The organism is Pseudoalteromonas sp. SG45-1 (genome assembly GCF_014164135.1).
GTDB classification, from domain to species: Bacteria; Pseudomonadota; Gammaproteobacteria; order Enterobacterales; family Alteromonadaceae; genus Pseudoalteromonas; species Pseudoalteromonas distincta.
The window spans coordinates 1-13,985 of sequence record NZ_JACJEP010000034.1; the positions used below are offsets into that span (position 1 = coordinate 1).

Below are 13,985 nucleotides of genomic sequence, written 5' to 3' on the forward strand. Positions count from 1 at the left end.
AAACACCGCTTTGGGAAGACGTTCACGCTAACTACGAAACTGAAAATGAACGCATTCAGTTATCGAATTATCAGCGTGATCTTCAACTACGAAAAGTGAAATGATGTCTATGAATCACACATCTAAAGTCCCAAAACAAACAGCCACAAAAAAGCTCACATACTGTGAGCTTTTAAACAACTAACTTTAAACTTACAGCTGCTTGTGCGGCGGGAAGTTGCTTAAAATATTAGTGACTGTTTCTTTAATTGATGCTTCACGTTGTTCTGGCGATTGATTTTTCTTTAATCGACCTTCTTTTGCGCCGCGCCATACTAGCTGGTTAGATTCACGGTCTACAATATCAATAATCAGTGTGCCCACTTCGTATTCACGCGCGGTTGTGTCACGTTGAAAACCAGTACCCCAATAACCCCAATGCGGGCGGTAGTTTACATTAAATGTATCTACTTCAAGCTCTTTATCTACCGATGCATGAAAGTTAACAAGTACATCAGCATTTGCTGCATCAACTAAGCTCATACCTAGTGTTTGGCTCAGTTCTGCGTTAACGGCAGTGCGAACACGTTTTTCCATTAGGCCATTAATTTGGTAATTATTTGTGTCTTTAGTTAGGCTGGCGTTTTCTACCCAAGCAAATGTTTTAAAATTACTAAAGTTGGCTGATTTATCGTAATCCCAATCAGGGGTTTGTGTACAGGCTGTAAGTAGTGCTAGCGCTGCAACAATAAGTATATTTTTCATTACGTTTGCTCCAATAAAATGCATTAATTTAAAATAACACACATAGTTTAAATGTGTATTATTTAAACGTCCTATATTTTAGTTTAGTTGGTTTGCCTTAACGGCCAATTAATTGTGTTCAACTTCAATCCAATCTTTTTCATCTACCCAGTTTTGTGCACCGTCTTTTACCGTGCGAATCGGCACAATGTAGTCACAACTTATTTGCGGCTTAACTGAGGCAAATATAGGAACAAAACCAAAGCTTAGTGCGGTTTCTATAATTGCTTTTTGATTTTGTGGGTCAATGTCGGCCGCTTCATCTATGTAAATAGGTATACGGTATAGGTTTTGTTCCTGATCGCTTAATAAGTAACGAATAAACAACATGCCACACAATAACTTAATCGTAATACGTGTGCCGTTTGAACCTGCAGAATCTATTTTTTCAAAGTGTTCGGTTTCACCTGCGCGGTTAACTACTTCAAATCGAATATCAAATAAATCGGTAAGTGTTAAGCCCGCTTTATCTGATGCGAGTTTAATTAAGTGATCTTTTGCTTCGTTTACCGCACTTTCGCTGTACGGTTCTTGGCTAAGTAAATCAAGCGTGTCACCTTGCTCAAACTGATGCGACGTACTGATAATGGTATCGATACTATCAACCAGCATTTTGCGAGGTATTACGTTAATTTTAAACGCTTGCAGGTTTGAAATTCGGTGCTGGCTTATGCCTTTATTAAAGCTATTCATTTCGCGGCGAAGTCGGTCTAAATCTTCTCGCAAGCCTTTAATCGTTGCGGCAACCTCGGTAAGCGCAACACGCGCTTGGCGCTCAACGGCATCGCGTTCGTTATCAATATTATGAAAGGCGCTTATTAGCTTTTGATATTTAGTGTATTCGTCATTTTCGTTGTCGAATTTAGTAATACCCGCGTTATATACATGCAAATAGGTGTTGCGTACGTTTATGTCAAAATTACGCAGCTCTTGGCAGTCTTTATTAAAGTGATGAACAAGGTCGCTTAAGTTATCAAAGTCGACTGTAATATCAATCATATACGGGGTTACTTTACCGCTGTATAAATCAAGCGTGTGGTCAATTCGCTCGCTCTTAACTTGGCGTAAGCGCTCAGTTTGGCGATTAATTTGCTCTTGTTTCGATTTAATTAACGAGCGACGATCGGCAATTGAGCCACTATTTTTTTGAATATCTTGCAAGTAGTCGTCAACTTGTTCGCGCTCAGCTAATAACTGCTCTTTTAGCATGGCTTGCGCTTCAACCGATAGCTGCATTACATCAAACTGCTCTAAACGTTTTAGGGCGCTCTCTGCACTCATAAGCTCATCGTATAACGCGTCTTTTTCTTTTTGCTTGTCGGCAACGTTTGCAGCAACATCGCGCTGTTGCTTAAACTCTTTAAGTGAATGCTCAAGTGCATTTAACTGAGCGGTTAATTGCTCTTTGTTTTCGCCGCTTTGCATTTGCACAGGGGATAGCTTTTTAAGCTTAATGCTCGCACCTGGTAGCGTTAAGACGCCGCCATTAACGTTTTCACTTAATAGCGATAAAAATTCCCCAAACGCGTCTTCGTCATCAATGGTTATATCGCCATTAGTGGTGGTTGCAAACGAGAGAATATCAGGGTTTAAAATGCGCGATATTTCTTCTACTTCTTTTAACGAGAGGTCTTCGCGCATGCGGGTAAACAAATTAAATTCAAGATTTTTAAGTTGCAGCTTTAGGCTCTTAATTTGTTTTTGTGTTTCGCTAATGCGGTAGTCAAGCGTGTGCAGGCTTTGCCCTTGTGCGCTAGTTATAGAGTGCGAAAGCGACTCGTAATCTTGCTTTAACTGAGTCAGGCTGGTTTTAAGGGTGGCTTTATTTACTAGTTCAAACTCGCTTTTAAGCGCATCGTAATCTAAAAACCACTGCTCAATTTGAGTTTGTCTGCGCTCTATATCACGCGATTGCTGTACGTATAGGCTTTGCTTTTGCTCAAACTCGTGTTTTTCGTGCTCTATATCTTCAAGCGCTATACCCAACTCATTAAGTTGCGACTCTTGATAGGTATCAAAATCAATCAGTGCTTGGTCAATTTTAGGCGCGTATGCGGCTAATTTACCTTTAAGCACGGTTTGGTTTTCAAGCATTGATTCAAGCGCGGCTATTGGCTCTTGCATTGACTCAAGGGCTTTTAATTCGCGTTTTGAGCGATTTACTTTATCAAATGAGCGACGCCATACTTCATAAAAGTCGACTTTAGAGTTCGACATATGGCGTTCAAACACGCGTAACATAAAGCGTTTTACGTCGCTTGCGCCTAATTTGTGTAAGTTAAGAATACGTCTAAATATTTCTTTATAAATAGAGGAGTCTTGCACATTATTAAGCGGGATCATTTTTAGGTTAATGTCGCCGTCAAAAGGCGTTGCGCCGCCAGTAAGTAGCGCGTTTAACTCTTGTGCTTTAAGCTCAATAGGGTTGTAGTTAAGCGATTTTAAATGGTTGAACAGCTTGGTAAATTTAATAATAGTTTTACCTTGCGTGTACTGCTCTAAATCAAGCTTTCCTTGATAACAAAAGTACTGATGCGCGTAACCGGCAATTTTACCAAGGCCTGCCACGCCTATTACTACCGAGCCATGAGGCAAGTTAGCTTCTAGTAAAATGTACGACTGATCGGATGAAAAATAAAACTTACGGGTTTCATCTAAATCGTGTCCGTCCCATTCTGTTAAGCGTAAATCGTTAATAAGCGGAAACTGCAGGGCGTTAATAACCGAGCTTTTACCGGTGTTATTGGGCGCGCAAATAGAGCTGCTTTTATCAAGCGGGATCACACATTTTGCATAGCCTGCGGTGTTAAGTAGGGCGAGTTTGCTTAGTCCGTATAGATTTTTCATTCCTCGTCCTCTGTAATGTAGGTTTCTTCGTTTACTTCCATGAGTGCATCTATGTAGCGGTGAATTGGCGCTTGTAGCATAAAGCCGCCTTCTACTTCACGGGCTAAACCTAAGCGCACCATGCGCAGGTAAACGTCTTTACGCAAATCCGATCCCGAAAATATCTCAAGCTGATCAAACAAATGTTTGTTAATTTGCACCAGCGTTTGCATAAGCTCTAAATCGTTTACGTCGTCAAACAATGCGCGCATTGGGTCTTTACCCGTATTGGCGTAGTGCTCAATTAAAATGTAAATGGTGAGCGCGATAGCGCGAGATATTTTGCCCATATTGGGTGTGCTTTCGTCGCTACCAAAATAATAAAAGCCACGGCTGTCGTGTTTTAAATCGTTACCTAAAGCGGTAAATAGGGCGGTGTAGTCTTCTATGCGTTGGTCAAGCTCTTGCCACATTACGTTGTCTTGCTCGCAAATGTGATAACCCGCTACTAATTTTTTATTAATGGCTTGTAGATGGGTTAGCTCGTCTAAGTTTATGTGTGTCATGGTTTATTTACCTGCCTTTGAATCTGGCTGAGGCTCTGAATTAAATGGATATAAAGAAAAGTGCTGACCGGCAATTTTTACGCGGGCTTTTTCATCGCTTTGAATTATTTTAATATCGCTGTCGCTGACTAATTTTTGATACAAAAATAGCATTTCGTCGGCATCGAGATCTGGATAGCTTTCGTCTAAAAATTGCAGCAAGGGCTGCGGCTTTTTGCGTTTTTTATTAAAGCGCTTAGCAAAGCTGGTTTTGACATCGTTGTAGTCAGGAATATTAGGCGTAACAAATGCAGGCACGTCTTGCTGGTCAGGCAATTGGTATTCTTCGTGTTCAAATTCAACCAAGCTTGCCATGTAAGCGACAATATGGCGTTGCTGACCAAGCGAATATCGCTGCGCGTCGCTTACAAAATTTGGCTGCACAGCACTTAGCATATTGTCTACACCACTTTTACGCACCAGCCCAAGTACTTTGGCTGCTTGGCGAGTAATTAAGTTATTACGACGTAACTCTTCGCGTAGCGGCATAAGCATATCGGCACTTTTACGTAAGCTTTCTCGGCCCATTAAATGCATTTCGAGTATACGGGTACGTAATTGCTCCAGCATACGTTTGTCGTTATACGCTTTACCTGAGCGCTCAATGTGCAGTATTTGCTTACTTATTTGCTCTTCAATGAGGGTAAAACACGCATGAAATTCACCACGAATATCAACCATTTCAAGCATTGGCTCTATGTATTCGTCAAAGGCTTCTATTACCGCTTTATAACGCTTTTGCAGCGATTGCACTGCATTATTTGATTTGGCTTGTTCAACAATATTTAAAATAGCGTTTTCGTTGTGCGTATAAAGCTTCATTATTTTACGCACCCGATCATCCATAATGCGGCTGTAGCGGCGTAAGTCGTCAAAGTCTTCTATTTCGCCAGCGTTATCTAGGCGGTTACCTAAACGAGCCAGGTCCTCTACTAATACGCTAATTTCTTGTGCTAAACCTAAATGCTCTTCTTGCAGTAAAAAAGTAGCAAAATCGGCAATGGCACGATTTATTTCAAGTTGAGAGGATTTAGCCAGTGGAATTAAAATATCTTGGTTTAACAAACGATTTGTTTCTTTATAAATGCGTTCGTTTGACCACGTAGGCTGCTTTTGCTTAATCGCGTTTTGTACGTCTTTTAGGCTAAAGTCAGCCATTTTAAAACGTTTAAATAATAGCTCTAATACACCCCAATGTTCGGTTATGGTGTTTAGCAGCTTTTTAGCTGGGATCATAAGGGGTTACAACATCCTAGTATTTTATTATTGAGTTCTTTTAGAAGACTCATTATTACGTATTTTTAATTAACCTTGTCTGTATATAGTATTCGTTTTTAAGACCATTTAATAATAGTTTTTGCATAGAGGCAGTGCTAAAATTCGCGCCGAAAATAGGCACATGAAATGGAATGTTATTTGTGTGTTCTTTAAAACTATATCAAAGGTTGTTTAACTACCATGGTTTCCTCGATTATTCTAACCCTGATAGCGATTGCATTTTTACTGATCGTTATAGAAGATATAATCCATGTAAATAAAGCTAAAACCACGCTGTTTTTTGGTACGCTTTGCTGGATTCTTCTTTTTATATACCCCCTACACGGGCAAAGCCCCGATACGATTCAGCATCTTTTAAACGAAAATATTTTAGAAATTGCCTCATTATGGCTATTTTTAATGGCTGCAATGACCTTTGTCGCGTATTTAAATTCAAAGGGGTTTATAGAAAATATTGTGCACCGTGTTATGCCAAAAAGTATTAGCGAAAAAAAGCTCATGTTTTTGGTGGGTGGTTTTGCGTTTTTGTTTTCGTCGATTTCAGACAACGTAACAGCGACGCTTATATCGCTTGCGGTTGTTATGTCGTTAAAGCTTGAACCTAAAAAGCTCGTTAAATACGCCACGCTTATTGTGTTTGGAGTGAACTCAGGTGGGGTATCGCTAATAACAGGTGACGTAACCACACTAATGATATTTTTAGATGGCAAAGTAACCATTGCTCATTTATTACTACTTATAGCGCCAGCACTTGCAAGCGTTATGCTGCTTGCTGCGTTACTGTCTATAGGTATGAAAGGGCGTGTTGAGTTTGCTAGTGCAGGTAAAACCCGCATTGAAAAAACCGACATAACCATTGCTGTTATATTTTTATCTACCGTAGTGAGCACACTTACGTTGAGTGTAATTTACAGCGTACCGCCTTTATTAACCTTTTTGTTTGGCTTATCAGTGATGTTTTTAGTGGCGCAATTTTTAATGCGCAAAAAAGACATAAACAAAGACATAATCGATTTTGTTCGCGATATAGAATACGACACATTATTGTTTTTTGTAGGTGTACTTTTACTTGTTGGCGCACTTAAAGAAATTGGTATGTTGAGTAAATTTACCGACCTATACACGGTAATGGCACCAGAATACGCAAACTACTTAATGGGCATATTATCAGCTGGGGTCGATAACGTACCGCTTACCGCTGCATTATTAAAAGCCAATATAGTAATGAGCCAACAACATTGGTTGTCGTTTACGTATGCAACGGGTGTGGGCGGTTCAATGCTTATTATTGGTTCGGCTGCGGGCATTATTGCCATGAGTAAAGTTAAAGCGCTTACCTTTATGAGCTACTTGCGTTTATCGCTGCATTTATTAATTTGTTACACGGTTGGATATGCGGGCTCGTATTACATGGGCAGTTTTATTTAACTCATAAATTATTAAATGCTTGACAGCTAGACGTCTAAACGATAACTTTCAAAGCCCCGCTACTTAGTGGGGTTTTGTTTTATTAGCCACTGGTTAATAAAGCATTCAGAAGAGGTGCGATACTTAGGTACTTAATGTTAGGCGACGAAAGCCGATGATCATTAAGGAGGGAAGTACTCGCCGAGGAAAATAATGGTACGTCGTCATTGTTTTTCGGTTTATGGGGCTGAATCCCCAAAACTGTCACCAATATAGGTGGAGAGCTTCTGGCAGTGGACTTATCTTCAAGCATTCCTTTGCCAAGTTCTTCTTGTTTTATTGCGGTTTGGATACCGCGAAAGGAGACTAAATGACTACCCAATCAGTGCCACAAACAGTATCAGGCGCAAAATCAGATTACATCGTTGCCAAATTTGGCGGAACCAGTGTTGCAAATTTTGAAGCGATGAGTCGCTGTAGCGAAATTATTGTTGCAGATAAAAGCGTACGTATTGTTGCCGTGAGCGCCAGTGCCGGCGTAACTAATCACTTAGTTGCACTGTGTAAATCAAGCATTACTCCTAGTGAGCGCCAAGAACACATAAACGGCGTGCTTGCTATTCAACAAACTATTTTAGATGAATTATCGCTAGATGCCGATTTAGCGGTTGGCTTTAACGAAACCCTAAAAGCATTTCAAACATTGGCTCAAGAACCACTAACAACCGATCAGCAACACGACGAGCTACTTAGCTTTGGTGAGCGTTTATCGTCGTATTTGTTTGCTCAAGTGCTGCGTTTACAAGGTTTAAATGCCGATCGCTTTGATGTGCGCAAGGTACTTAAAACCGACAGCCAATTTGGTAAAGCAACGCCCAATGTTGCAGCCACAGCGCAAGCTGCTAAAGAGCATTTAATTCCGTTATTAGACGCTCAAGTAATTGTAACTCAGGGATTTATTGGTAGTGACGAATACGGTCACACCACAACGCTAGGACGTGGTGGTTCAGACTACAGCGCTGCATTACTAGCTGAAGCGATTAACGCTAAAAGTGTGCATATTTGGACCGACGTAGTGGGCATTTTTAGCACCGACCCGCGTTTGTGCGCAAAAGCGACGCCTATTGCACGCTTAAGTTTTGACGAAGCCGCTGAAATGGCAACCTTTGGCGCAAAAGTATTACACCCAGCAACTATTTTACCAGCGAGCCGTAGCCACATTAACGTGTTTGTAGGTTCTAGCCGCGAGCCAGAGCGTGGCGGTACGTGGATTGAGCGCGAAAAATCGCAGCAACCAGGTATACGCGCAGTAACGCAACGTAAAAACCAAATATTGCTTACGCTTAAAAGCCCAGAAATGCTACTAGCAAGCGGCTTTTTAGCACGCGTATTTACACTATTAAGTGAATACAATATATCGGTAGATTTGGTAACTACATCAGAAATCAGTGTGGCTATAACGCTTGATAACGCGCAAAACGCCTCGCGCCCAGAGCTTGATCAAGAATGCCTAGATAAGCTTGCAGAGTTTTGCCATGTTTCGGTAGAAAACAACCTAACATTGGTGGCACTTATTGGCTCTGAGATTCAATTACGCCAACACGAAATGAACTTAATGAGTGTGCTAAAAGATTTTAACATTCGATTAATTTGTCACGGTGCAAGTAAGCACAACCTGTGCTTTTTAGTAGAGCAAACTGAGTCAGATAACGTAGTACAGTCTATTCATAGTCGTTTATTAGAAAATGATTTTGCCGCGTAAATAACGGTTATTCAGGAAAATTAACTAGTAAAATCACTTAACAAAACTGATTAATAAAGTCATTTAATAAAAAGCATCGCCAGTCGGTGCTTTTTTTATGCACCACACTCACATCAAAACAAACATTGCTGTCACTGCTATCAGCTACAGTAACGTGATTACTGCAAGCACTCAGCTTTGTACTATGTAATTCGTCAAACACATTAGGGCTAAGTAACTTTGCAATAGGGCGGCTGGTGGCTTTAGCAAGTGACTCTTTTAATGTCCAAATTCTAAAAAATGTATCTGCTTGGGCTTGGGTATTAGTGGGCTTGGTGATAAGTGTAATTTCATCATTATGATAAAAATGCTTAGCGAGCTTTTCAAACGGGCGCTTTAGGCTTACTTTTTCAATATCAAAACCAAACTCACTTCTATCAAAATTTAGCGCGGCCCCAACCAAACCATGCGAGTGTGAAATACAGGTATTTATAACATCACCACTCACATGTATTTGCAGCTTTGAGCTTGCTTCGTCAAATTCGGTACTCATTTTATTAAGGGGTACATGCGTATGTTGCGGCTGCGTTACTTTAATAAGGTGTTTTAACAATAACCGCGTAGCTAAATACTCTTGCTTAGCTTGTGGGCTTTTACGGCGGTTTATAATAGTTAATTCAAACGGGCTTAAGCAATCGGGCAAATTAAAGTCTCTAAGCTCAAGTGTTTTAGCATTAAATAATAAAATACTGTTACTCGCTAAAGACAAATTTGCCAATTGAGTTGAAGTAATACTCAAGGCGTTTTTAAAATAGTGTTCAGTCATAAAAGCCCTAAAGCAAAAGAAGTCGCTGATATTGTGAGCGGTTAGTGCCACTAATAAAGGCTGGGTACAATTTTATTACTCAGCTGGCATGAAATATGGTTTAATTCACAATAATCAAAATAATAACAGATTTGTAGATGTATGGCACAAGTGCGTGATGGGTTTCAAAGCCGACTTGGTTTTGTTTTAGCCGCTGCTGGCGCAGCAGTGGGTTTGGGTAATATTTGGGGTTTTCCTACGCAAGCGGCCAACCATGGCGGCGGTGCTTTTTTACTGGTTTATTTTATTGTTATATTTTTACTTGCGCTTCCTGCGCTTTATACCGAACTTTATTTAGGTCACAAAGCACAAGCTAACCCGGTAAAAGCATTGGGCGATGCATGGCAAAACACTAGCCGTAAAGTAGGTGCAGCAGCCGGTTACATAGGCCTTGCAGGCGCAGTTGTTATGCTAAGTTTTTATTCAATAGTGGCAGGGTGGATGCTTTCGTACGCTATTGAACCCATAACAACCTTTTTAGGTTTCACAGGCGCAAGCGAATTTTTACATAGCGACTCAGTGCTGCGTAATTTTGTATTTACGCCGCTTATGCTTATTTTAACTGCCAGTATTATTTTAAAAGGGGTTAAATCGGGAATCGAAACCTGGTCGCGCCGTTTAATGCCACTATTACTTGTGCTGCTTGTTGGTTTAATTGCCTACATTGCAACACTCGATGGCGCAAGCGAAGGCTTTGCTGCGTATTTAATCCCTGATTTTAGCCAAATACTCGACCCTAATTTAATTATTGCCGCAATGGGGCAGGCGTTCTTTTCGCTCTCGTTAGGTGTAGGCTGCATGATGATTTATGGCTCGTATTTACAGCCCGATGCTAATTTACCAAAGCTCACCGCAGGTGTTGCACTACTTGACACTGGCGTTGCTTTTTTAGCGGGTTTACTTATTATTCCTGCTATTTATGTGGCGCAGCACAACGGTGTAGAGGTATTTAGTGGCGGTAAACTGATTGGCGAAGGGCAACTTATTTTTGCTATTTTACCTGAGCTATTTAGCACCATGGGCGAAATTGGCTTATTAGTTGGTTTATTATTTTTTGTATTAATGTCTATCGCATCGGTTACGTCAACTATATCGACCACCGAAATTCCGGTAGCGTTTTTAGTCGAAAATCACAACGTTAGCCGCACCAAAGCAACGTGGGCAGTAAGCGCCGTTGTACTTGTGTGTGCAAGCGCCATTATACTAAATTTTGATTGGTTATTTGGTTTGGTAATTATGCTATTTACTCAATACCAATTACCGCTTATGGGTTTATTTTACTTTATTACAGTAGGGTGGATGTGGCAGCGTGGTAATAAATTACACCAAGCAACAACAGGCGTACATTACTGGTTTGCTCAGTATATTCGTTTTGTTTGCCCAATATTAATGACCTTGGTATTTGCAAACGTTGCGTTTGGCTAAGCTCTATTTAAAGTAAATTTTTAAACAAAAAAGCGAAGAGACTAACTTCGCTTTTTTGTGCCTATTATTTAGGTAAAGCTAAGGTATTTATAAAACCTCATTAGTTAGAGGCCTACCTTCATTTACTTCAAGCGCGTTAAGTAGGGTTGTGTTTGCTATTTCGGTGAGTGCCTCTTGGGTAAAAAAGCCCTGATGCCCCGTTACTAAAACATTTTTAAAGCTCACTAAGCGCGAGAATATATCGTCTTGGTTTATTTCGTCGCTGTGATTTTTAAAAAACAGCTCCGACTCTTGCTCGTAAACGTCGAGCCCTAAATACCCTAGTTTTTTAGTTTTAAGCGCACTAATACATGCGCTACTATCAAGTAATGCACCACGAGAGGTGTTAATAAGCATAACGCCGGTTTTCATTTTGCTAAATGCCTCGTCATTTATTAAATGATGAGTTTGCTCCGTTAAAGGGCAATGCAAAGAAATCACATCGCTTTGGCTAAGTAAGGTGTCTATATCGGTAATTGTATAATTGCCAGGTTGTGCGTAGGGGTCGCACACTAATACATTAGCGCCAAAGCCATTTAAAATGTTACACAGCGCAAGGCCAATTTTACCGCAACCTACAATACCCACGGTTTTATTGTGCAAGTTAAAACCAAGCAATCCGTTTAAATCAAAATTGTCTTCGCGTACGCGGTTATACGCTTTATGGGTTTTACGGCTAAGTGTTAGCATAAGTGCAATACAATGCTCGGCTACTGCTTCTGGGCTGTAAGCCGGTACGCGTAATACTTTAATTTTATGTGCTTTTGCTGCAGGTAAATCAACATTATTAAATCCTGCACAACGCAGTAAAATAGTATTTATGCCTTGGCTTGCCAATTGTTCAATAACCGTGTCGTTTACGGTGTCGTTTACAAATACACATATGGCATCAAACCCGCTTGCTAAAATAGCCGTTTGTTCGCTCAGGGATTGCTCAAAATACGTTATTTTTATATCACGATGATCGCGTGTACTTTGTTCAAAAAAAGGCAGTTCGTACTTTTGAGTACTAAAAAAAGCAATGTTCATGGTAATAGCCTCGACGCTTAATAAGTATCAATACAATAAACTACTTTATAAACCTGTGCTTTAGTAACACGCATTTTATTGATTTAAATTAAGCCTTAGCTGGCGTAAACAAAGGTATTTTTGATGCTACCTTTTTACCACCTCTTGCAGCGCTTAACTTTGCAGCTTGCAGTAAGTTGCTTTCTATTACTTGTTTAAGTGTTTCGGGCTTAGTACGCGGTGCATAGCGTGCAACAAGTTGCCCTTGTGAGTTAATTAAAAACTTAGTGAAATTCCACTTAATTGCACGATTTTGCGAAATACCCCGCGTATGCGACTTTAAATAATTAAACAACGGATGTGTTTCTGGCCCGTTTACCATTACCTTACCAAATACCTCAAACGAGATATTAAATTGATCTTGGTAAAAGTCTTTTATGGCTAAATTATCAAGCGGCTCATTTTGGCCAAACTGGTTACACGGAAACGCTAGTACAGTAAAACCATTGCTTTTGTATTGCTGGTAGAGCTTTTCGAGTGCGTTTAATTGCACCGAAAAATTACACTTACTCGCTGTATTAACAATAAGGACGGTTTTGCCCTGTAACTGGCTAAGAGGAAAATTTTCGCTGTTATAAAGTGGTGCATTAAATTGATAAATACTGTCCATAGGTTACCTACTTACCTTTCCCGTTAAGGAAATTTTATAAAGACTTTCATTCGCTTTTTTATCGACCGGTTGACATAATCGAGGTCTAGTTTCTAAGTTATCAGTTAAATAGGTCATTTTTATGTCAATGAAAGTCGCATTTATAGGTTTAGGCGTAATGGGTTACCCAATGGCGGGGCACTTAGCAAAAGCAGGGCACAGCGTATGCGTTTATAACCGCACTCAAGCTAAAGCTCAAACGTGGACTGCAGAACATTCAGGAAGCTTTGCATCAACCCCGCGCGAAGCTGCCAGCAATGCCGATATTGTATTTATGTGTGTTGGGAATGATGACGATTTACGCTCAGTAGTGTATGGCGACGACGGCGTGTTAGCGGGCATGTTACCGCACACTGTTTTGGTTGATCACACCACAACTTCTGCCGAAGTAGCACGTGAAGTGGCTGCAAAAGCGGCTCTGCAAAATATCGACTTTATAGATGCGCCTGTATCGGGCGGACAAGCTGGCGCCGAAAACGGCGTATTAACGGTTATGGCGGGTGGTAGTGAAGCTGTATTTGCTAAAGTGCAGCCAGTTATGGCGGCGTTTAGTCGTTTTAGCCAATTACTAGGCGGCGTTGGCTCGGGACAACTTTGTAAAATGGTTAATCAAATTTGTATTGCTGGTGTAGTGCAAGGTTTAGCCGAAGGCTTACATTTTGCCAAGCAAGCTGGGCTTGATGGTGAAAAAGTAATAGAAACCATTTCTAAAGGTGCAGCCGGTTCGTGGCAAATGGAAAACCGTTATAAAACAATGTGGGCAGGGGAATATGAGTTTGGTTTTGCCGTAGATTGGATGCGTAAAGATTTAGGCATTGCACTCGATGAAGCTAAAAACAACGGCGCTACTTTACCAATGACCGCAACGGTCGATCAATACTACGCCGATGTACAGGCACTTGGCGGCGGCAGATACGACACCTCAAGCTTACTAGCACGCATTGAAGCACTGCATAAAAAATAACGTTTACGTTGAGTATGTCGATGTAGACGGCAAGCTTGCTTGCGTGACGAGCAAAGCCCGTAAAGTGATTTATTCACAAAGAGGTTATGAGGCGCTGCGCTTTTAGAGGCAGTGATAGATAAAAAAGATTGTTGTTGGTCTTTATATTTTCTCATTTACTCCTCATTCGCTTCTCTTTGTGAAATAGATTTTTATTTAAGTAATTAAAAGCTACGCTTTTCACGTGATCAAGCTTGACGTCTACCGCCAAAGTGTCGATATGAGTTTTACTTGTAGACGCGGAGCTTGCTTGCGTGACGGGCAAAGCCCGTAAAAGTGACTTATTCACAAAGAGG

Annotated in this window: 11 protein-coding genes and 1 riboswitch; of the genes, 4 read left to right on the forward strand and 7 right to left on the reverse strand. The window is 40.7% G+C overall.

Going from position 1 to position 13,985, the window contains the following annotated elements:
- Positions 1 to 192: 192 nt before the first annotated feature.
- The 4 genes from H5117_RS18700 to H5117_RS18715 form a co-directional block, all read right to left on the reverse strand.
- Positions 193 to 744, reverse strand: a complete 552-nt coding sequence (locus H5117_RS18700; RefSeq protein WP_182738859.1) for a DUF4136 domain-containing protein — start codon at positions 742 to 744, stop codon at positions 193 to 195.
- 108 nt (positions 745 to 852) lie between these two features.
- Positions 853 to 3,630 carry an ATPase gene (locus H5117_RS18705; protein WP_182738860.1) on the reverse strand — a complete coding sequence of 926 codons (2,778 nt, stop codon included), beginning with the start codon at positions 3,628 to 3,630 and terminating at the stop codon, positions 853 to 855.
- Positions 3,627 to 4,175, reverse strand: a complete 549-nt coding sequence (locus tag H5117_RS18710) for a condensin complex protein MksE (protein WP_182737966.1) — start codon at positions 4,173 to 4,175, stop codon at positions 3,627 to 3,629. Before H5117_RS18710 ends, H5117_RS18705 begins: the two co-directional genes overlap by 4 nt.
- Before the next feature lie 3 nt (positions 4,176 to 4,178).
- Positions 4,179 to 5,450, reverse strand: coding sequence for a hypothetical protein (locus H5117_RS18715; RefSeq protein ID WP_182738861.1), 1,272 nt, complete (start codon positions 5,448 to 5,450; stop codon positions 4,179 to 4,181).
- A 222-nt stretch (positions 5,451 to 5,672) separates the two neighbouring features.
- Between H5117_RS18715 and nhaD the strand changes: the two genes are divergently transcribed.
- Both nhaD and lysC read left to right on the forward strand, forming a co-directional pair.
- Positions 5,673 to 6,920 carry a sodium:proton antiporter NhaD gene (gene nhaD, locus H5117_RS18720; protein ID WP_101217585.1) on the forward strand — a complete coding sequence of 416 codons (1,248 nt, stop codon included), beginning with the start codon at positions 5,673 to 5,675 and terminating at the stop codon, positions 6,918 to 6,920.
- A gap of 101 nt (positions 6,921 to 7,021) precedes the next feature.
- Positions 7,022 to 7,194, forward strand: a riboswitch (Lysine riboswitch).
- Positions 7,195 to 7,269: 75 nt separating this feature from the next.
- Entirely contained in the window at positions 7,270 to 8,661 is a 1,392-nt protein-coding gene (gene lysC / locus H5117_RS18725; RefSeq protein ID WP_182693750.1) for a lysine-sensitive aspartokinase 3, read from the forward strand.
- A 37-nt stretch (positions 8,662 to 8,698) separates the two neighbouring features.
- On the opposite strand, the gene H5117_RS18730 is transcribed toward lysC, so the two are convergent.
- On the reverse strand, positions 8,699 to 9,466 hold the full coding sequence (locus H5117_RS18730) for a 4'-phosphopantetheinyl transferase superfamily protein (RefSeq protein WP_182738862.1): 768 nt from the start codon (positions 9,464 to 9,466) through the stop codon (positions 8,699 to 8,701).
- A 141-nt stretch (positions 9,467 to 9,607) separates the two neighbouring features.
- Between H5117_RS18730 and H5117_RS18735 the strand changes: the two genes are divergently transcribed.
- Positions 9,608 to 10,930, forward strand: coding sequence for a sodium-dependent transporter (locus tag H5117_RS18735; protein ID WP_007375800.1), 1,323 nt, complete (start codon positions 9,608 to 9,610; stop codon positions 10,928 to 10,930).
- Positions 10,931 to 11,017: 87 nt separating this feature from the next.
- On the opposite strand, the gene H5117_RS18740 is transcribed toward H5117_RS18735, so the two are convergent.
- Positions 11,018 to 11,998, reverse strand: a complete 981-nt coding sequence (locus H5117_RS18740; RefSeq protein WP_182738863.1) for a 2-hydroxyacid dehydrogenase — start codon at positions 11,996 to 11,998, stop codon at positions 11,018 to 11,020.
- Positions 11,999 to 12,086: 88 nt separating this feature from the next.
- Positions 12,087 to 12,647 (reverse strand): glutathione peroxidase, encoded by a 561-nt coding sequence (locus H5117_RS18745; protein WP_024595202.1) that lies wholly within the window; start codon positions 12,645 to 12,647, stop codon positions 12,087 to 12,089.
- A gap of 121 nt (positions 12,648 to 12,768) precedes the next feature.
- Between H5117_RS18745 and H5117_RS18750 the strand changes: the two genes are divergently transcribed.
- On the forward strand, positions 12,769 to 13,650 hold the full coding sequence (locus H5117_RS18750) for an NAD(P)-dependent oxidoreductase (RefSeq protein WP_002962823.1): 882 nt from the start codon (positions 12,769 to 12,771) through the stop codon (positions 13,648 to 13,650).
- Positions 13,651 to 13,985: the final 335 nt, after the last annotated feature.